Below are 19,895 nucleotides of genomic sequence, written 5' to 3'. Positions count from 1 at the left end.
TCCATGGCCACACGGCGCGGCCTTGGCTCAAGAGTAATAGGTAGGCAAAGGAATGACCCTAATGCTTGGGGAGGATCTTTCCCTCGTTGTGCTGCGCAACACGCTACGCGGCCGGGTGATTCCCTTCACCGTGGGGCACCGAACCATGACCGAGCCGGTACCTCCCCGGAACCGGCCGGAGATCATCCGTTCACCCCGTCCCGACGATCGCGTGGTGGCCGGAGACGTCCAGGGCGGGCCCGGGCAGCGGGACGCGCACCGGCCGGGCGGTCCGCGGGGCGTGCTCGCCGAGGGGCAGTCCGGAGCCCCAGGCCCACAGCCCGCCGGAGGTGTCGATGGCGTACCCGGTGAACCCGTGGGCCGCGATCCGGCGGATCTCCGGCAGTCCGTTCACCCGGACCGGTCGCGCGGAGGTGTGGTCCGAGCGGTCCCCGTCGCCGAGGGCGCCGCTCGCGCCCCGCCCCCAGGCCCGTACGGTGCCGTCCCGGTCGAGGGCGTAGGCCACGTCCGACCCGCCGGCCACCTGGACGACGTCCCTCAGACCCCGCACGAGCACGGGCCGCCCCGACTGGCCGCCGCGCGGCTCGACGCCCAGCAGTCCGTGGGCGTTGCCGCCCCAGGCGCAGACCCGGCCGTCCGCCGTCGCGGCGACCACGGCGCCGCCGGCCGAGGCCACGTCGACGACGCCCTTCACCCCGTCGATCGTCGTCAGCCGGGTGCTGTCGCGGTCACCCAGGACGTCGGTGAGGTTGATGCCCCAGCCGAGGACCCGGCCGTCGCCGCGCAGCGCGAAGGCGTTGAGCGGGCCCGGCCCCATGGCGGCCACGCCCTTCGCCCCGGGCACCCGCTCGGGGGTGGTGACCCCGTCGTGCCCCTCCCGCTTCCCGCCCCTGACCAGGAACCGGTCCGAGCCCCACGCCCTCACGGTGCCGTCCCGCAGCACCACGTAGAAGGTCTCCCCGCTGCCGTACACCGCGTGCGCGGGGCCGATCCCGGTCACCCGGCGGGGCTCGGCCAGGTAGTGGCGCTCACGCGATCCGTGCCCGAGGGAACCGGCGACGTTGGTGCCGTACGACCACACGGTGCCGTCACCGCGCACGGCGACCATGCTGTAGCCGCTGTCCGCGATCGACACCACGTCGCTCAGCCCGGGCACCGCGCCCTCCCGGGGTGTGCCCTCGGGAGCCTGGAAGAGCGGGGCCCAGGCCCACACCGTCCCGGACGGCCGCTCCTGCTGCCGCTCGGGCCGCGCGGAGGCCCCCTCCGGACACCCCGGCGCCCGGAGCACGGCCAGATCCGCCTTGCCGCACCCGGCCAGCGACACCACGGCGGCCCCGGCGGCCACCACCCGCGACCAGAACCCGGCGGCCATACGACTCCCCCGTCGACGAAGCGAACCCCTCGCCCCCAACGGTGCCGACCGGCCGCCCCGGCCGGCATGCGCGTTCCTGCTCAACCTCCCCCACGGCACCTGAGTACGCGCACTCACGATCAGGCGTGGGTATCCGGTCACCGGGGGGGGCCGCGCAGGTGATGCGCGGAGGCCGGGAGCGCCGGGTTCGCGGCCGGCGCGTAGGAGCGGCATACGTGGTGGTGCCCGGAGCCGGACTTGAACCGGCACGCCCGCTCAGGGGCAGCGAGGTTTAAGCTCGCCGTGTCTGCATTCCACCATCCGGGCAGGCCGTGGGCTCCGCTTCGCGGTTCCGAGCCTATCGGTGGCCCTCCCGTCGACAGCGGCGGGATGAGCCGATCTTGTCTTATTTTATTGGCGCCTGAGGGTGCATCAGCACCGCGAACTCGCCGTCAGCACGTGCCAACAGCCTTGCGTGTGACGTTCCGTCACGCACGCGGAATGACGGAATTTCACCGTCCGAACAAGGGCGCTCCACCCGTTCCCGCGCGCCCCCGGCTCAGGGGCCGCCCTCATCCCCAGGTATGACACCGCGCCCGGTGGTCCCTCCCGAGTCGCCCCCCGGAACCGGAGCAGCGGGTGACTACACGGCGGCGAAGCGGCGGAACGATGGACGACGTCCCCGAGAACACACCGTCCCGACAGGAGCGTCCATCCCGTGACCACCGCACCCCTCGCCGACCGGACCACCGCCGTGGCCGCGCGCGCCACGGAGCTTTCGAAGATCTACGGCCAGGGCGAGACCCAGGTGGTCGCCCTGGACAGGGTCTCCGTCGCCTTCCGGCAGGCCGAGTTCACCGCGATCATGGGCCCGTCCGGGTCCGGCAAGTCCACGCTGATGCACTGCGTGGCCGGCCTCGACACCTTCTCCTCCGGTTCCGTGCGCATCGGTGAGACCGAGCTGGGCTCGCTGAAGGACAAGCAGCTCACCAAGTTGCGCCGGGACAAGATCGGCTTCATCTTCCAGGCGTTCAACCTGCTGCCGACGCTGTCCGCGCTGGAGAACATCACCCTCCCGATGGACATCGCGGGCCGCAAGCCGGACAAGGAGTGGCTGGACACCGTGATCCGGATGGTCGGCCTTGCGGACCGGCTGAGCCACCGGCCCTCGCAGCTCTCCGGCGGTCAGCAGCAGCGGGTCGCCGTGGCGCGGGCGCTGGCGTCCAAGCCGGACATCATCTTCGGTGACGAGCCCACCGGAAACCTCGACTCCCGTTCCGGCGCCGAGGTGCTGGGCTTCCTGCGCAACTCCGTGCGCGAGCTGGGGCAGACGGTGGTCATGGTGACGCACGACCCGGTCGCCGCCGCCTACGCGGACCGCGTCGTCTTCCTCGCGGACGGCCGGATCGTGGACGAGGTGCACGGGCCGACGGCCGACTCGGTGCTCGACCGCATGAAGCGGTTCGACGCCAAGGGCCGCACCAGCTGACACCCCCGCCCGCTCCCCGGCCCGCCCCCCTCCTCCGTACGTCTGGACTCGAGAAGACTCCCATGTTCCGTACCGCCTTGCGCAATGTGCTCGCGCACAAGGCCCGGCTCCTGATGACCGTGCTCGCCGTGATGCTCGGCGTGGCCTTCGTGTCGGGGACCCTGGTCTTCACCAACAGCCTCTCCGACGCCCTGCAGAAGCAGTCCGCCAAGGGATTCGACCACGTCGACGTCGCCGTCACGCCCAAGTGGAAGGAGGCGGAGGGCGACAAGGTCGGCGAGTACCGGGAGCTGACCCGCGAACTGGTCGACGACAGCGCCGCCGTGCCCGGCGCCGCGCAGGCCATCGGCACCGTCCAGGGCTTCACCGCGATCGCCGACAAGGACGGCAAGCTGATCGGCGACGGCTTCCAGTCGCAGGGCGGCAACTACTGGGGCACCGAGGACCCCCGGTACCCGCTGGTCAGCGGGCACGCGCCGAAGGGCGAGGGCGAGGTCCTCATCGACTCCGAGACCGCGAAGCGGGCCGGCTACAAGGTCGGTGACACCGTGCGGATGTCGGTCGACGGGCCCGTCCTGGAGCCGGAGATCACCGGCGTCTTCACCACCGACGACGGCAATGTCGCGGCCGGCGGCAGCCTCACCCTGTTCGACACGGCGACCGCGCAGAAGCTGTTCGGCAAGCCGGGCACCTTCGACGAGATCGCCGTCAAGGCGAAGGACGGTGTCAGCGACACCGCGCTGCGGGCCCAGCTGGAGAAGGCGCTGCCGTCCGACGTCGTGGAGACCACGACGGGCACGAAGCTCGCCGACGACCAGGCGGAGGCGATCGCCTCCTCGATGAGCGGCCTGAAGCAGGGCCTGCTGGTGTTCGCCGGGATCTCGCTGTTCGTCGGTACGTTCATCATCGCCAACACCTTCACCATGCTGATCGCCCAGCGCACCAAGGAGCTGGCCCTGATGCGCGCGGTCGGCGCCTCCCGGCGTCAGGTCACGCGGTCGGTGCTGATCGAGGCGTTCGTGGTCGGCGCGGTCGCCGCCGTCGCCGGACTCGTCGCCGGTGTCGGCATCGGCGCGGGGCTGCGCTCCCTGATGGGGACGCTGGACGCGCCCATGCCCGACGGACCCCTGGTGATCAGCCCGGGCACGGTCGGCTCCGCGTTCGCGGTCGGCATCCTGGTGACCATGCTCGCCGCGTGGCTGCCCGGCCGCCGGGCCGCGAAGATCCCGCCGGTGGCGGCGATGAGCTCGGTGCACGCCGCGGCGACCACCAAGTCGCTGGTGCTGCGCAACACGCTGGGCGCGCTGTTCTCGGCGGCCGGTGTCGCGGTGGTCCTCGCGGCCACGACGATGGAAGGCTCCGACGGCCAGGCCCCGATGGGTCTCGGCGCCGTCCTGCTGATCATCGGCGTCTTCGTCCTGACCCCGCTGCTGTCCCGCCCGCTGATCGCCGCCGCGGCGCCGGTGCTGCGCGTCTTCGGGGTCTCCGGGAAGCTGGCCCGGCAGAACTCGGTGCGCAACCCGCGCCGTACCGCCGCCACCGCGTCCGCGCTGATGATCGGGCTGACCCTGATCACCGGGATGACGGTGATGGCCGGCAGCCTGCAGAAGTCCATCGACAAGATGGCGGCCTCCGCGATCGAGGCGGACTACATGGTGTCCATGGCGAACGGCCACCCGCTGTCGCCGGACGTCGAGAAGAAGCTGAAGCAGGCCGGTGGCGTCACCGCCACCAGTCCGATGCGCAACGCGGACGCCCGCATCGACGGCGAGACCGAGTACCTGACCGGCGTGAACGGCGCCACGTTCGACGAGCTGACCGACTTCCCGGTGGTGCAGGGCGCCTTCGAGGTCGGCGGCACCCGGGTCGCCGTGGACGAGGACACCGCGAAGTCGTACGGCTGGAAGGCCGGTTCGGACTTCACCGTCGCCTACGCGGACGGCGAGAAGCAGAAGCTCACGGTCTCCGGTGTCTACCAGGCCAACGAGATGATCCGCGGCATCATGATCGACACCGCGACCCTCGATCCGCACGAGGCGGAACCGGCCGACATGATGGTCATGGTGAAGACCGCCGACGGTACGTCCGACGCGGTGAAGGACTCCCTGGAGAAGGCCCTCGGCACCAACCCCGCGATCAAGGTCCAGGACAAGCAGGACCTCTCCAACGAGATCGCGAAGATGTTCACCCTGATCCTGAACATGGTCTACGGCCTGCTGGCGATGGCGGTGATCGTGGCGGTCCTCGGTGTCGTCAACACGCTGGCGATGTCGGTGTTCGAGCGCTCCCAGGAGATCGGCATGCTGCGGGCGATCGGCCTGGACCGCACGGGCATCAAGCGGATGGTCCGGCTGGAGTCCCTGGTGATCTCGCTGTTCGGCGCGGTGCTCGGCCTCGGTCTGGGCGTGTTCTTCGGCTGGGCGGCCGGTGAGCTGGTGGGGTCGAGGATGGCGACGTACGAACTGGTCCTGCCGTGGGCCCGGATGGGGGTCTTCCTGCTGCTGGCCGCGGTGGTGGGTGTGCTGGCGGCGCTGTGGCCGGCGCGGCGGGCGGCCCGGCTGAACATGCTGCAGGCGATCAAGGCCGAGTAGGAGCCACGGCCACGGCTGTGACGCGGGCCCCGTTCCGGTGGTGGAGCGGGGCCCTTCGTCGTGTGCGGATCAGTTCCAGGTGCGGGTGCGCAGGGGGAGGGCGGAGGCGCCGGACTCGGGGGTCCTGACGGCGAGGACCTGGTTGACGCCGATGCGGTTGCGTTCGAAGGCGAGGGCGGACGCGGCCATGTACAGCAGCCAGACGCGGGCCCGTCCCGGACCGGCGAGCGACACCGCGCGGGCCCAGTCGGCCTCCAGGTTCGCCACCCAGCGGCGCAGGGTGAGCGCGTAGTGCTCGCGGATCGACTCGACGTCGCGCACCTCGAAACCGGAACGTTCCAGCAGGGACACCGTGGTGCCCAGCGGGGCGAGTTCGCCGTCGGGGAAGACGTAGGCGTCGATGAAGGAGTCCACCCGGTACGACGTCTCGTCCCGCTGCGGGCGGCGCGCGATCTGGTGGTTCAGCAGCCGTCCGCCCGGCTTGAGGAGGCGGTGCAGGGCGGTGGCGTACTCCAGGTAGCGCTCGGATCCGACGTGTTCGGCCATGCCGATGGAGGAGATCGCGTCGTACGGGCCGTCCGTGACGTCCCGGTAGTCCTGTACGCGGATCTCGACGCGGTCGGTCATGCCCTCGTCGGCGACGCGCTTACGGGCGTAGGCGGCCTGTTCGTGGGAGAGGGTGACGCCGACGACGTCCACGCCGTGGTCGCGGGCGGCGTGGATGGCCATGGCCCCCCAGCCGCAGCCGACGTCCAGCAGGCGCTGACCTGGTTCCAAGGCGAGTTTGCGGGCGACGAGTTCGAGTTTGTCGTGCTGGGCCTGTTCGAGGGTGCCTCGCGGGGGCGGGGCGGGCCAGTAGGCGCAGGAGTACACCATGGACGGGCCGAGGACGATCTCGTAGAAGTCGTTGCCGACGTCGTAGTGGTGGCTGATGGCGCGCCGGTCGCTGTGCTTGGTGTGCAGGCCGCGGCGGGGGCGGCGGGCCTCCTCGCGGGGCGGGGCGGGCGGCAGCGGGGGGCCGGCGAGGGCGATCAGTCCGCGGGCGGCGGAGCGGAAGGCGGGGTCGCGCAGGGCCTGGACGAGGGTACGGGCGTCCTCACCGCGCTCCCAGACGAGGCCGGCGAGCCGGTCGAGGGCGGTGTAGAGGTCGCCCTCGACGGCGAGGTCGCCGGCCACCCAGGCGCGGGCGAGGCCGAGTTCGCCCGGCTTGCGGAGCAGGTGGCGCAGGGCCCGGCGGTTGCGTACGACCAGGGTGGGGGCGTCCGGGGGGCCGGCCTGTGAGCCGTCCCAGGCGCGGACGCGGACGGGGAGGGGGGCGTTGATCAGCTGTTCGACGTGGCCTTTCAGCCGCGAGGCGGCGTCTGGCATGGCGTACACCTCCGTGACGGGGAATCCCGGAATGTCCTCCTTACGTAAACACTTGAGGGCGGGTCCGCAGTCCCCGGCGCGCGTCATCTCTGGGCAAAACGCTGGATCGCACGCGCGGGAGCGGGCCTTGTGGGCTCCGTCCCTTCGCCCCCGGGTCCGGCCCATCCGTCGGCCCGGCTCGGTGGGTTGGGGGTATTGCTGGGCTCCGCCCCCTAAACCCCGCCAGGGACTCCGCCCCCTGGACCCCCGCCCTTCGCCCTTCGCCCACCCACCACCCGACTCGGGAGCCGAGAACGCACCCCGACGGGGTTGCTCCCTGGGACCCGGGCGGGGCCCGTGGGGCCGGGGCGGGGCCCCGGTGAGGTCTGGGGCGAAGCCCCGGGTGGGGCCGGGAGCAGGGTCCTGGGGCAAGCTTTCGCCTACCGAGTCGGGCGGGCCGGAACCGGGGTCTGGGGCGGAGCCCCAGGGGCGCTTTTCAACCCACCGAGTCGGACGGGCGGGCGGGCCGGAACCGGGGCCTGGGGCGAAACCCCAGAGGGTGACCTTTCAACCCACCGAGTCGGACGGGCGGGCCCCGTCGGCCCCTCGGGAACGCCGAAGGGGCCGCCCGCACCACGGATGGCAGGCGGCCCCTTCGGGCAATTCAGTGACCGGAGGTCAGGAAGCCTTGGCCTCGGTCTTCTTCGGTTCCTGCTTGGCGGCCGCCGGCGCCGGCTTCGCGGCCTCGTAGAACTCGTCGCGCGGCGACTCGATCGCGCCCAGGGACACGACCTCACGCTTGAGGAACATGCCGAGGGTCCAGTCGGCGAAGACGCGGATCTTGCGGTTCCAGGTCGGCATCGCCATGCCGTGGTAGCCACGGTGCATGTACCAGGCGAGCCGGCCCTTGAGCTTGATCTTCATCTTGCCCATGACGATCATCGCCACGCCCTTGTGCAGGCCGAGACCCGCCACCGCGCCCTTGTTGGCGTGGCTGTACTCCTTCTGCGGGAAGCCCCGCATGCCGGAGACCACGTTGTCGCCGAGGACCTTGGCCTGGCGCAGCGCGTGCTGGGCGTTCGGCGGGCACCAGGCGTTCTCGTTGCCGGCCTTGCGGCCCACGAGGTCCGGAACCTGGGCGTTGTCGCCCGCGGCCCAGATGTAGTCGGTGCCCTTGACCTGGAGCGTCGGCTCGGTGTCGACGTGGCCGCGCGGACCCAGCGGCAGGCCGAAGCGGGACAGCGCCGGGTTCGGCTTGACGCCCGCCGTCCACACGATCGTGTTGGAGTCGACCTCGAGGCCGTTCTTCAGCACGACGTGGCCGTCGACGCAGGAGTCCATCGACGTGGACAGGTAGACCTCGACGCCGCGGCCCTCGAGGTGCTCCTTGCCGTACTTGCCGAGCTTGGGACCCACCTCGGGGAGGATCTTGTCGGCGGCGTCGACGAGGACGAAGCGCATGTCCTCACGGGACACGTTCTTGTAGTACTTGGCGGCGTCGCGGGCCATGTCCTCGACCTCGCCGATGGTCTCCGCGCCGGCGAAGCCGCCGCCCACGAAGACGAAGGTGAGCGCCTTGCGCCGGATCTCCTCGTCCGTGGTGGAGTCGGCCTTGTCGAGCTGCTCGAGGACGTGGTTGCGCAGGCCGATGGCCTCCTCGATGCCCTTCATGCCGATGCCCTGCTCGGCGAGGCCGGGGATCGGGAAGGTGCGGGAGACCGCGCCGAGCGCGATCACCAGGTAGTCGAAGGGCAGCTCGTACGCCTCGCCGACCAGCGGGGCGATCGTGGCGACCTTGCGGTCCTGGTCGATGGTGGTGACCCGGCCGGTGAGGACCTCCGCCTTGGGAAGCACGCGTCGCAGCGGGACGACGACGTGCCGGGGGGAGATGCTGCCGGCGGCGGCTTCGGGGAGGAAGGGCTGGTAGGTCATGTACGACCGCGGGTCGACGACGGTGACGGTCGCCTCGCCGTAACGCATCTTCTTCTGGATGCGCCGAGCTGCGTACAGGCCTACGTACCCACCGCCTACTACGAGGATCCTGGGACGCTCCGTGGTGCTCATGCCATCGAGTATCCACCCGCCTCAGGGGGGTACCTCGTGCGCCCCTTCACAAGCTTCGACAGGGCCTGTGTTACCATCCCGCACTTCTTGATCCAAATCACAGCGCGAAGCCGGAACCAGCACCCCGCACGGGACGTTGTCAATGCCGCGTGAGCTGCCTCTCTGCCGACCGGGCGGCGCTGTGAGGCCGGCCGCCGAGCCCGTACGATGACCCCTGACGGGACACCCGCCCTCACCTTCTGAACGTGTTCAAAGGGGTGTTGAGGGCCCGAATGGGTCAACCGGGATCAGTTCTTCGTTCTCCCGGGGCCAATTCCTTGTGAAGAACTTCACGAACTTTCCCGGCGGGGCCTCGCCGAGGGGCCCGAAAGAGCCCCCCGAGCGCCGCTCAAACGCTATCCCGACTGCTCAGCGGAGTGCTACTGATCAGTAGCGAAGGAGAGCTAGGCCACGGACCAGGCGATGCCGTCGAGGATGTCGTGCTCCGACACCACGACCTCCTCCGCACCGATCCGCTCCATGACCGCCAGGAGGACCAGGGCCCCGGCGCCGATCACGTCGACCCGGCCCGGGTGCATGGAGGGCACCGCCGCGCGCTCGGCGTGGGTGGAGCGCAGCAGCCACTCGGTGATCTCGCGGACGCGGTCGCGGGAGACGCGGGAGTGGTGGATGGCCTCGGAGTCGTACTCGGGAAGGTCCTGGGCGATCGCCGACACGGTCGTGACCGAGCCGGCCAGGCCGACCAGGGTGTGCGCCTCGCGCAGCGGGACCGTCTCCTCGGCACGGTCGAGGGCGGCCTCGATGTCGGCCCGTATGGCCGCGATCTGCTCCTCGGTCGGCGGGTCCGTCACGACCCCGTCCCGCACCAGGTGCCGCTCGGTCATCCGTACGCAGCCGACGTCCACGGAGCGGGCGGCGCGCACGTGGTCGTCGCCCACGACGAACTCGGTCGAGCCGCCGCCGATGTCCACGACCAGGAAGGGGCGGCGCAGATCGGTCCGGCCCGTCAGCTCCCTGGTGGCCCCGGTGAAGGAGAACTCGGCCTCCTGGTCACCGGTGATGACCTCGGGCTCCACGCCCAGGATGTCCACCACCCCGCGCACGAACGCGTCGCGGTTCTCGGCGTCGCGGGAGGCGGAGGTGGCGACGAAGCGCAGGTGCTCCGCCCCGTGCTCCTTGATGATCTCCGCGTACTCGCGGCAGGCGGCGAACGTCCGCTCCAGCGCCTCGGGCGCCAGCCGGCCCGTACGGTCGACGCCCTGGCCGAGCCGTACGATCGTCATACGGCGGTCCAGGTCCGTCAGTTCGGCCGCCGCCCCCGCGCCGGAGGCGCTATCGGACACGGTCGCGTCGGCCACCAGCAGCCGGATGGAGTTCGTACCGCAGTCGATGGCGGCGACCCGGGTCACTGGCCGTCCTCCTTCGCGGGGAGCGTCACGCAGGCGCCCTTGCGCCACCACTGAGGCAGCATCGCCAGCGCCTCGTCGCCCAGCGGGTTGACGCCGGGGCCCGCGGCCAGCGAGTGGGCGACCAGCACGTGCAGGCACTTCACCCGGTCCGGCATGCCGCCCGCGCTGGGGAAGTTCTTGAGCTCCTCGATCTCGTCGCGGCGCCGGATGTAGTCCTCGTGCGCCGCGCGGTACGCGGCCGCCAGCACCGGGTCGGTGGCCAGCCGCTCCGTCATCTCCTTCATCACGCCGTTCGCCTCCAGCGTCCCGATCGCGGAGTTCGCCTTCGGGCAGGTGAGGTAGTAGAGCGTCGGGAAGGGGGTGCCGTCGGGCAGCCTCGGCGCGGTCTCCACGACGTCCGGCTGTCCGCAGGGGCAGCGGTGCGCGATGGCGCGCAGCCCGCGCGGGGGCCGCCCGAGCTGCTGCTTGAAGGCCTCGACGTCCGCGTCGGTGGGCTCGGTGCGCGGGGTCGTGGGCGGGGGCGTTTCCATACTGTCCTTCTACGGCTTTCTGCAAAGGGTCACTGGTCTGCGGCGGCGTCGGCCTTGTCGACGCCGTCCCAGACGTTCGCGTACCAGGGGCGGTCGGCGGCTTCGAGATCCGTACGGGACTGCTTCGCCGTACCCGGGTCGATGACGATGTAGCCGGTCTCGCCGGGCAGGACGTAATGCAGCCGCCTGCGGATCTCCTGCTCGGCGTACGCGTCGTCCTGCCAGCGGGCCTTCATGTCGCGCAGCCGTTCGACCCGCTGGCGGGCCTCGTCCTGCTCCTGCTGGAGGTCGGCGATGTCCGCGCGCTGGGAGACGTACTGCCGCATGGGATAGGCGAGGGCGACGATCAGGGAGCAGACCACCAGGGCGAGCAGCGCGGCCCGGCCGGTCAGCCGGGAGCGGCGGGCCTGGCGTTTGGTCTGCGAGCGGTAGACCCGGGCCGCGGTCTGCTCACCGATCAGCCGGATCCTGGTCGCGGTGGAGAAACGGTCCCGGTCCTTGACCGCCATGTTCCCGCCTCTCGTTCACCGTCATACGCGCGTACGTCCCCGCACACGGTACGGGACCGGGTACGGGGACGTACGTACGACGCTGCCTCTTACGGGGCCAGGTCAGCCCTTGAAGCGGGGGAAGGCCGAGCGGCCGGCGTACACCGCCGCGTCGTCGAGGATCTCCTCGATGCGCAGGAGCTGGTTGTACTTGGCGACGCGCTCGGAGCGGGCCGGGGCGCCGGTCTTGATCTGGCCGCAGTTGGTGGCGACGGCCAGGTCGGCGATGGTGACGTCCTCGGTCTCGCCGGAGCGGTGGGACATCATGCACTTGAAGCCGTTGCGCTGGGCCAGCTCGACGGCGTCCAGGGTCTCGGTCAGCGAGCCGATCTGGTTGACCTTGACCAGCAGGGCGTTGGCGGCGCTCTCCTCGATGCCGCGGGCGAGGCGCTCGGGGTTGGTGACGAACAGGTCGTCGCCGACGAGCTGGACCTTGTCACCGAGCTTGGCGGTGATGGTCTTCCAGCCCTCCCAGTCGTCCTCGAACAGCGGGTCCTCGATGGAGACCAGCGGGTAAGCGTCGACGAGCTCGGCGTAGTACTCGGTCATCTCGGCGGCCGAGCGGGTCTTGCCCTCGAAGGTGTAGGAGCCGTCCTTGTAGAACTCGGACGCGGCGACGTCGAGCGCGAGGGCGATCTGCTCGCCGGGGGTGTAGCCGGCCTCCTTGATGGCCTCGAGGATGAGGTCGAGGGCCTCACGGTTGGAGCCGAGGTTCGGGGCGAAGCCGCCCTCGTCGCCGAGGCCGGTGGCCAGGCCCTTGCTCTTCAGGACCTTCTTGAGCGTGTGGTAGACCTCGGTGCCCCAGCGCAGGGCCTCGGAGAAGGACTCCGCGCCGATCGGGGCGATCATGAACTCCTGGATGTCCACGTTGGAGTCGGCGTGCGAGCCGCCGTTCAGGATGTTCATCATCGGCACCGGCAGCAGGTGCGCGTTGGGGCCGCCCAGGTAGCGGAAGAGCGGGAGGTCGCTGGCCTCGGAGGCGGCGTGGGCGACGGCGAGCGAGACGCCGAGGATGGCGTTGGCGCCGAGCGAGCCCTTGTTGTCGGTGGCGTCCAGGTCGAACATCGCCTGGTCGATCAGGCGCTGCTCGGTGGCGTCGTAGCCGACGAGCTCCGGGCCGATCTGCTCGATGACGGCCAGGACGGCCTTCTCGACACCCTTGCCCAGGTAACGGTTGGCATCGCCGTCACGGAGTTCGATGGCCTCGAAGGCGCCGGTGGAGGCGCCGGACGGGACGGCGGCACGACCCGTGCTGCCGTCGTCGAGGCCGACCTCGACCTCGACCGTGGGGTTGCCTCGGGAGTCCAGGATTTCCCGGGCTACGACGACGTCGATGGACGGCACGAGCATCTCCTTCTTGGATGTGACGCGGGTGAGCAGGACCCCGAAGGGTCTTGCGAGTCCGAGCCTAACCGGCTCGGGGCGATCGGGCCGCCGGTCGCCCGCCCCGTGGACAGAACCGAGAGTAAATTGTTTCCGAACGGAACAAAGCGGTTTCCGGAAACCCGGCCGTGAAAAACCCCGCCCCGGCGCGTACGGGGGAAAACGCACCGGGGCGGGGAGCAGGGGGCAGCCGCTTACTTGAGGTGCAGCTGCTGGCCCGGGTAGATGAGGTCGGCGTCGTCGACGATGTCGTCGTTCAGCTCGAACAGCTCGGCCCAGCCGCCCTCGACGTCGTGCTCGGCGGCGATGGAGCTGAGGGTGTCGCCCTTGACGACCTTGTACTCGCCGTCGCCCTTCTCGACCTTCTCGCCGGTCGGGGTGGTGACGGTCTTCTCCTCGGCCTTCTTCTCGGTCTTCTGCTCGACCTGCTTCTCGGCCTTCTGCTCGGCGGCCGGGCGCTCGGCGGAGCGGGAGGCCTTCTGCTCGGTCTCACGGGTCTCGGTGGAACCGGTGCCCTGCGAGGAGCCCGAGTCGTTCGCGGAGGAGCCGGTGTAGGCGGCGTTGGACAGGCCCGTGCCGCAGACCGGCCAGGCGCCCTTGCCCTGGCCCGCGAGGACCTTCTCGGCGATCTCGATCTGCTGCGCCTTGCTGGCCTGGTCGGCGGTGGAGGCGTACTGCGTGCCGCCGTACGCGGCCCAGGTGGAGGCGGAGAACTGCAGGCCGCCGTAGTAACCGTTGCCGGTGTTGATGGACCAGTTGCCGCCGGACTCGCACTGGGCGACGGTGTCCCACTCGGAGGCGGTGGCGGCGGAGGCGCTGCCGGCCGCCATCAGCGGGGCGGCGACGGCGGCGGAGGCGACACCGGCGACGGCGATCGCGCGGGTGGCCTTGGACGGACGACGGTGCTTGCCCTTGCCGGAAAACAGCATGGTGGATCCCCTCACCGACGCCTGCGAGGTGAGCTGTCGGGTTCGGGCCGGTTGAGTTGCCCGGCCACGCCCCTCACGGGACGCGGCTTCACCCCAAGCCCGATCCGGTGTCAACCACCGGATGGGGCGCTTACCTTGGGTCCCCCGCTCCTGCCTACGGCGCATGACGCGACGACTGTTCCCGTGCTGCCACTGGCAGGATTCGGCGTGGCGGCAGCCGGGGCCCGCGGTGGCGAGCGGTCACGACCGTAGACACGCGATCCGCGGAATTTCAAAGACGATCAGGGCCTCTGAGACCTATCTCTCACAGTCTTTAAATCGGACATTCGCCGCGAAACATGACGTCAACTGTCGCCTCGTCCAGGCCTTTTCGGGCGTCACTTCTCGTCCGGTTCGACCCCGACCTCGAGCTCCTGACCCGGCAGGATGAGGTCCGGGTCGACGCCGACGACCTGCTCGTTCTCGGCGTAGAGCGACCGCCATCCGCCGCCCAGCTCAAGGGAGTCGGCGATGGACGAGAGGCTGTCGCCGGTGCGCACGGTGTACGAGCCGTCGGCGGCATCGCGCGAGGCGTCGGTGCCGCGCGAGGCATGCCGGCCGGACGATTCCGACGTACGGTCCTCCGCCTCACCCTCCTCGGCGGTGGCGCCGCGGTGGCGCCCGGTGCCGGTGCCTTCGGTGTCGGTGACTTCGGAAGAACCGGTGGTCTGCCCGGACTTGTCCGACTCGTCGCTCTTGGGGGTGGCCGAGGCGGAGGGGGAGGTGCCGGATCCATCGTCGGAGCCGGTGTCCGAATCCGTGTCCGAGTCGCTCGACTTGTCGGACTTGGCCGATTCACCGGCTGTTCCCTCGTCGTCCTCCGACCCTTCCGCGTCGGACGACGGGTCGGACGTGGCCGACGGTGAGGACGAAGCGGACGAATCACCGGAGTCCGACGATCCGGACGAGTCCGAAGAGTCGGTGGAATCGGAAGAGTCGGATGATTTGGAAGAGTTGGAGGAGCCGGACGTGTCCGAGGTCGAGTCCTCCGCCACGCCCGTGTCGATGTCGGCCGACGCCGAGTCCTGGTTCAGGCCCGCCGTCAGTCCGCAGGTGCGCCACGCGCCGACCCCCTGGTCGGCGAGGATTCTCTCGGCCACGGCTATCTGCTGGCCGCGGCTGGCCTGGTCGGGGCTGGTCGCGTAGTCCAGTCCGCCGTAGTTCTCCCAGTCGTCCTGGGTCAACTGCAGGCCGCCGTAGTAGCCGTTGCCGGTGTTCTGGCTCCATGAGCCGCCGGACTCGCACTCGGCGACCCGGTCCCAGGTCGTGCCGTCGGCCGCGCTGGCGCTGCCGGCCCCGAGGAGCGGGATCGCGATGGCGGAGCCGGTCACCCCGGCCGCGACGAGGAGAGCCGGAGCCTGGCGGGGGCGGCGGTGCCGACCGTTCCCGGAGAGCATGCGGAGACCTTTCGCAAGACAGCAATGACCGGCGCGGCGAACGGAAACCGAACCGATGCACCGCACTTGATGGGTGAACGTATCCGCAGACGATCACTTGTCACAAGTTCATGCCGCGCAGATCACGTGAAGATCACAGAGTTGAGCGCGTGTCATGTTTGCGCTGGTCCGCTCGGGGGCACAGCGGACGGCGACCCGGTCCGTCACTTCCGCGGAGGGGTGAACTCCACCGGGAGCGTGCGCAGTCCGCGCATGATGAGCCCGCCCCGCCAGCGGAGTTCGGCCGGTTCCGCCGCGAGCCGCAGGTCCGGCAGGCGCGTCAGCAGGGTGGCGAGCGCGGTCTGGCCCTCCAGGCGGGCCAGCGGGGCGCCCAGGCAGTAGTGGATGCCGTGGCCGTATCCCAGATGCTGGTTGTCGCGCCGGCCGAGGTCGAGCACGTCCGGGTCGGCGAACCGCTCCGGGTCCCGGTCCGCGGCGGCGAGCACGACGAGGACGGGGTCGCCGGCCGCGATGCGCTGCCCGCCGATGGTGACCGGCTCGGTGGCGAACCGCCAGGTGGCGAGCTCCACGGGACCGTCGTACCGCAGGAGCTCCTCGACACCGGTCTCCAGCAGCCCGCGCTCCCCGGCGGCGAGGGCCCGCTGCAGGCGCTCACGCTGGTCGGGGTGGGTGAGCAGGGCGTAGGTGCCGTTGCCGATCAGGTTGACGGTGGTCTCGAAACCGGCGAACAGCAGGATGAACGCCATGGCGGCGGCCTCGTTCTCGGTGAGGTGCTCACCGTGGTCGGAGGCGCGGATGAGGCCGGAGATGAGGTCCTCGCCGGGGGCGGGTTCGGCGGGGAGCACCTCGCGCTTGCGGTGGATCAGCTCGGCGAGGTAGCCGCGCATCTTCTTCACGGACCGGGCGACCCCACCGCGCGGGCCCCCGCCGTGTCGGATCATCATGCCCGCCCAGTCCCGGAAGTCGTCCTGGTCCTCGCGCGGGACGCCGAGCAGGTCGCAGATGGCGTAGATGGGGAGGGGGAAGGCGAACTCGTGGATGAGGTCGGCGGAGCCGCTGTCCGCGAACCGGTCGATGAGCCCGTCGGTGAGCTCCTGCACGCGGGGCGCGAACTCGGCGACCCGGCGCGGGGTGAACGCCTTGCTGACCAGCCGGCGCAGCCGGGTGTGGTCCGGCGGGTCGATGTTCAGCAGATGCGTCATCAGCTCCGCCTGGCGCTCCCCGGGGATACCGGTCTTGCCCTTGGCGTGCGCGGGCTCGTCGTGGTGCGCGGGGTTCTTGGACAGCCGGTTGTCGGCGAGCGTCTGCTTGGCATCGGCGTACCGCGTGACCAGCCAGGCCTCCACCCCGCTGGGCAGCCGGGTCCTGCGCACGGGCTCATGCTCACGCAGCCAGGCGTAGGCGGGGTAGGGATCGGCGGCGAACTCCCAGGTGAAGAGTTCGGGAGTGGGGGTGGAGGGGGAGGGGTGGTTGGTCACTCCTCGACGGTAGCGGGCGGGTCGGGGGTGGCGCCGAGGGCCTTCCGGGCGGCCGGGTGGCCCAGCTCGGCGGCCTTGCGGTACCAGTCCCGCGCCTCGGCCGGCCGGCCCTGCCCGTCGAGGAGGGCGCCCAGACGGTAGGCGGCGTAGGGGTCTTTGGCCGCGTGGCCCTCCTCGTACAGCTTCCGGGCCTCGTCCTTGCGTCCCTGCGCTTCGGCCAGGGTGCCGTAGTGGGCGTAGTCCAGCGGGAAGGCGGGGCTGGGAGCGAAGTAGTCCGCAAGGTCGTCCACCTCCGACTCCAGCCCGCTGAGGAGTTCCCCGGCACTCTCGTCGCCCGCCGTCACCGCACGGGTCAGCCACACTCTCGCCTTGCCGGGTGCGTTCATCAGCAGGTGATACATGGCCGAGCTCCGGGCGACCGCCGCGTGTCCCGCCTTCTCCGCGTCCAGGTACGCGTTGTGCGCCGCCTCGTAGTCGCCCCGCAGGAGCAGCAGATCCCCGAGCAGGTGTGCCGCTTCCGCGCCCCTCGCCCGCTCCAGCCACTTCTCCGCCCGGCCGAGGTGCAGCCGGCCCGCCTCGCGGGCGGCGTCGGCGCTGCCCCGCTCCGCCGCGGCCTCCAGGTACCGCAGCGCCCCCTTCTCGTCCCCTTCGTGGTGCAGCAGGTGCGCCGCCCACTCCTCGGCCGCCCGCAGGTGCCCGGCATCGGCCGCCCGGCGGAGCAGTTCGTCGCGTTCGGGGCCGCCCACGCGATCGGCGAAGGCGTACAGCACGTCCGCGTCGTCCGCTTCGAGGCGCGCCTGCAACGCGACGCGTGCCGCGTCGAGCACGGCGCCCCGGTCCAGGGGAGCCCCTCCCTCCGCCGCGTCCAGCAAGGTCCACCACACCGCGTCCGGCACCGGCTCCAGGTCGCCGCCCGACCGCAGCGCCTCCGCGACCAGAGCCCCGTACGCCCGCCAGGTGTCCGGCTCGTCGCCCTGCACCAGCAGTCCCGACACTCCGAACAACGGGGTCGTCGCCCAGGCGAGCGCGTCCTCGAACGACTCGCGGTCCTCCGCCCCGTACTGTTCCTGGACCGACCTCAGCAGCCCGGCCGGCACCGGGCCCCTGACCCCGCACCGGGCGAGGTCCACCGCCGCACGCACCAGCAACCGGCCCCGCGGATGCTCCAGTCGCGTGCCGGCGCGCCGCCACTCGTCGAACAGCAGGTGTCCGATCGCGAAGTACGAGGCCGCGCCTTCCCGCCCGCTCCACAGGTAGGCGGAGTACGCGCGCGGGTCGTCGAGCCCCGCGAGCCGTTCCAGTTCGGCCTCGCTCCATTCGCGGGCCAGCTCCACCGTGCGGGCCACGGCGACGACCCGGTCGCAGGGGGCGGTGCCGGCCCGGCGCCGGTAGTACTCGTCCGGGCTCATCGTGCCGAGCACGACCACACCGAGCGCGGTGAGCCGTCCCAGCAGCTGCGGGTCGAGACCGCCGGAACCCGCGCCGAGGTGGTCGGTCAGCTCGTCCAGCCAGAGGACGTAGTCGCCGGGTCGTCCCTGCAGCGCGGCGAGCAGAGGACGTAAGTCCTCACGGAGGGCCGGGGCGTAGAGCCGGTGACCTGGCAACGACCGCACTCCCCGCCACGCCGTGTACGACTTGCCCACGTACCGCTCCCCCAGGACCAGCACCAGGCCGCTGCGGGCGAGCTCGGAGCGCAGGTCGTCGTCGCAGTCACGCGGAACGTACGGCGGCACGTCCGGCAGTCCGCCCGCGTGGCGGGTGGGGCGTACACCGAACTCCAGCGGATCCACGTGGCGGACGGGCCGCCATTCGGCCGAGGTGGGGGCGGGTCCGTAGTGGTTGTGCTGCACGCCGATGACGCGGTCGTGGAAGGTGGCCTCGCGGAAGTCGACGTGGTCCCCGGCCGTTCGGACGACGGCCGGGGGCGGGGGCGGGGGTTGGGGTGCGGGTGCGGGCCGGGGCAGAGGAGCGCGTGCGGGTGGACGCACAGGCGCACGCGTGGGTGAAGGCGCCAACAAGGGGGGCGGTTCGGACTCGAACTTGCGGCTGGTCCTCCAGGCCCGCATGGAGGACGCCCGTACCTGGGCGGCGATCTCCCGGTACACGTCGGGGTTGTCCTTCTGCAGGGCGCGCAGATGGCTGCGCACGGAGTCGGGTTCCCTCCAGTACCCGGGCAGCAGGGATTCTCGTCGGGCGACCGGCATCCTCAGGAACTTCTCGATCAGCCGCTCCAACTCCTGCTCCACGCAAGCCCCCCGCGTCTCGCACCGCCCGTGGGGACAACGGTACTAACCGCCGAGCCCCTCAGTCGCACGTACAGCAGCCCGGTAGGCCCGGGCGGCGACTCTCAGTGCCGCCTCCGGATCCACTCCCGCCGCCTCCGCGCGGACCGCCAGGGTGAGCAGTTCATAGCCGATGCCCTCGCCCGTGGGGAGGGGGACGGAGAGGTCGGCGGTGCGGACGCGGGACGCCAGCTTCGCGGTGAGGGCGAGGGCGGGCTGGCCGAGGGGGATGCCGTCGGTCACGGACTCGCGCCGCTTCTCGATCGCCTTCGTGCGCAGCCAGTGTTCCTTGACGTCCTCGGGGGTCTCGGCCGTCTCGTCGCCGAAGACGTGCGGGTGGCGGTGGATGAGCTTGGCGACGATCCCGCCGGCCACGTCGTCGACCGAGAAGGGGGCGTCCGGGTCCTCCTCCGCTATCCGCGCGTGGAAGACGACCTGGAGCAGCACGTCCCCCAGCTCCTCGCGCAGCTCGTCCCGGTCGCCCTCCTCGATGGCCTCGACGAGTTCGTACGCCTCCTCGATGCCGTACTTCGCCAGGCCCTTGTGGGTCTGCCGCGACGACCACGGGCACTCCGCGCGGATGCGGTCCATGACCTGCACGAGGTCGAGCAGCCGGGCGCCCGGCAGGTCGTAGGAGGCGGGCAGCAGCTCCAGCTCGGGCATCCGCACCCTGCCGGTCCCGGCCAGCCGGGCCAGTCCGTCGGTCAGGGCGGGCTCGCCCTCGCCGATGGCGACGACCACCACCGTCCGCCCGCCGGCACAGGCGTCGACGATCTCCTCGGCGGTCGGCGCCGCCTCCTCGACCGGTATCCCCGCCTCCCGCAGATACGGCAGCTGCGGGTGGGCGCCGTCCGCGCACAGCACCCTGTCGGCCGCGTGCAGGGCCTGCCAGGCCGGCCAGGACAGCAGGCCGGGCGCGACACGGTGGCTGGTGGTGAGCAGGACGACTCGGCCGGGGGCGGTCCCGGAGTCCGGTGCGGGGCTGATTGCGTTCACACTGCGAAACTAGCCCACCCCGCCGACAGCCCCCGAGTCGTCCACAGGCCGGTTGTCCACAG

14 protein-coding genes, 1 tRNA gene and 1 riboswitch are annotated in these 19,895 nt (G+C 71.2%); of the genes, 2 read left to right on the top strand and 13 right to left on the bottom strand.

Translation table 11 applies throughout. The features are described 5' to 3' along the window. Positions 1 to 190 precede the first annotated feature (190 nt). Both AMK33_RS29905 and AMK33_RS29900 read right to left on the bottom strand, forming a co-directional pair. Positions 191 to 1,372, bottom strand: a complete 1,182-nt coding sequence (locus AMK33_RS29905; RefSeq protein WP_073936102.1) for an RCC1 domain-containing protein — start codon at positions 1,370 to 1,372, stop codon at positions 191 to 193. Positions 1,373 to 1,591: 219 nt separating this feature from the next. Then, positions 1,592 to 1,678 (bottom strand) — tRNA-Leu (locus AMK33_RS29900). 391 nt (positions 1,679 to 2,069) lie between these two features. On the opposite strand from AMK33_RS29900, the gene AMK33_RS29895 reads away from it, so the two are divergent. Both AMK33_RS29895 and AMK33_RS29890 read left to right on the top strand, forming a co-directional pair. Next, positions 2,070 to 2,840, top strand: coding sequence for an ABC transporter ATP-binding protein (locus AMK33_RS29895; protein ID WP_073936101.1), 771 nt, complete (start codon positions 2,070 to 2,072; stop codon positions 2,838 to 2,840). 62 nt (positions 2,841 to 2,902) lie between these two features. Beyond that, a complete protein-coding gene (locus tag AMK33_RS29890) occupies positions 2,903 to 5,431 on the top strand; it encodes an ABC transporter permease (protein WP_073936100.1) in 2,529 nt (842 codons plus the stop codon). A 69-nt stretch (positions 5,432 to 5,500) separates the two neighbouring features. On the opposite strand, the gene AMK33_RS29885 is transcribed toward AMK33_RS29890, so the two are convergent. The 11 genes from AMK33_RS29885 to AMK33_RS29835 form a co-directional block, all read right to left on the bottom strand. Beyond that, positions 5,501 to 6,799: an SAM-dependent methyltransferase gene (locus tag AMK33_RS29885; protein ID WP_073936173.1), complete on the bottom strand. Its 1,299-nt coding sequence runs from the start codon at positions 6,797 to 6,799 to the stop codon at positions 5,501 to 5,503. A gap of 657 nt (positions 6,800 to 7,456) precedes the next feature. After that, entirely contained in the window at positions 7,457 to 8,842 is a 1,386-nt protein-coding gene (locus AMK33_RS29880) for an NAD(P)/FAD-dependent oxidoreductase (RefSeq protein WP_073936099.1), read from the bottom strand. Between the two features lie 443 nt (positions 8,843 to 9,285). After that, complete coding sequence (locus tag AMK33_RS29875) at positions 9,286 to 10,251, bottom strand: Ppx/GppA phosphatase family protein (protein WP_073936098.1); 966 nt, start codon at positions 10,249 to 10,251, stop codon at positions 9,286 to 9,288. Continuing rightward, positions 10,248 to 10,781 carry a DUF501 domain-containing protein gene (locus AMK33_RS29870; protein ID WP_073936097.1) on the bottom strand — a complete coding sequence of 178 codons (534 nt, stop codon included), beginning with the start codon at positions 10,779 to 10,781 and terminating at the stop codon, positions 10,248 to 10,250. The genes AMK33_RS29875 and AMK33_RS29870 overlap by 4 nt, the downstream gene beginning before the upstream one ends. Positions 10,782 to 10,810: 29 nt before the next feature. Continuing rightward, on the bottom strand, positions 10,811 to 11,290 hold the full coding sequence (locus AMK33_RS29865) for an FtsB family cell division protein (protein WP_073936096.1): 480 nt from the start codon (positions 11,288 to 11,290) through the stop codon (positions 10,811 to 10,813). A 102-nt stretch (positions 11,291 to 11,392) separates the two neighbouring features. Further along, complete coding sequence (eno, locus tag AMK33_RS29860; RefSeq protein ID WP_107425254.1) at positions 11,393 to 12,673, bottom strand: phosphopyruvate hydratase; 1,281 nt, start codon at positions 12,671 to 12,673, stop codon at positions 11,393 to 11,395. Positions 12,674 to 12,906: 233 nt separating this feature from the next. Beyond that, complete coding sequence (locus tag AMK33_RS29855) at positions 12,907 to 13,641, bottom strand: transglycosylase family protein (protein ID WP_073936094.1); 735 nt, start codon at positions 13,639 to 13,641, stop codon at positions 12,907 to 12,909. A 3-nt stretch (positions 13,642 to 13,644) separates the two neighbouring features. Further along, a riboswitch (cyclic di-AMP (ydaO/yuaA leader) is annotated at positions 13,645 to 13,813 on the bottom strand. A gap of 205 nt (positions 13,814 to 14,018) precedes the next feature. Beyond that, entirely contained in the window at positions 14,019 to 15,077 is a 1,059-nt protein-coding gene (locus AMK33_RS29850) for a LysM peptidoglycan-binding domain-containing protein (protein ID WP_073936093.1), read from the bottom strand. A 203-nt stretch (positions 15,078 to 15,280) separates the two neighbouring features. Further along, positions 15,281 to 16,555: a cytochrome P450 family protein gene (locus AMK33_RS29845; protein WP_073936092.1), complete on the bottom strand. Its 1,275-nt coding sequence runs from the start codon at positions 16,553 to 16,555 to the stop codon at positions 15,281 to 15,283. Beyond that, positions 16,552 to 18,801: a sel1 repeat family protein gene (locus AMK33_RS29840; protein WP_143203874.1), complete on the bottom strand. Its 2,250-nt coding sequence runs from the start codon at positions 18,799 to 18,801 to the stop codon at positions 16,552 to 16,554. The genes AMK33_RS29845 and AMK33_RS29840 overlap by 4 nt, the downstream gene beginning before the upstream one ends. A 42-nt stretch (positions 18,802 to 18,843) precedes the next feature. Then, entirely contained in the window at positions 18,844 to 19,833 is a 990-nt protein-coding gene (locus AMK33_RS29835; RefSeq protein WP_073936090.1) for a nucleoside triphosphate pyrophosphohydrolase, read from the bottom strand. Positions 19,834 to 19,895 lie beyond the last annotated feature (62 nt).

It is taken from the genome of Streptomyces sp. CB02400 (assembly GCF_001905725.1).
In the GTDB taxonomy this organism is placed as follows: Bacteria; Actinomycetota; Actinomycetes; order Streptomycetales; family Streptomycetaceae; genus Streptomyces; species Streptomyces atrovirens.
Note: the sequence above shows the minus strand (reverse complement) of the source record. Positions and strands in the feature narration are given on the sequence as shown.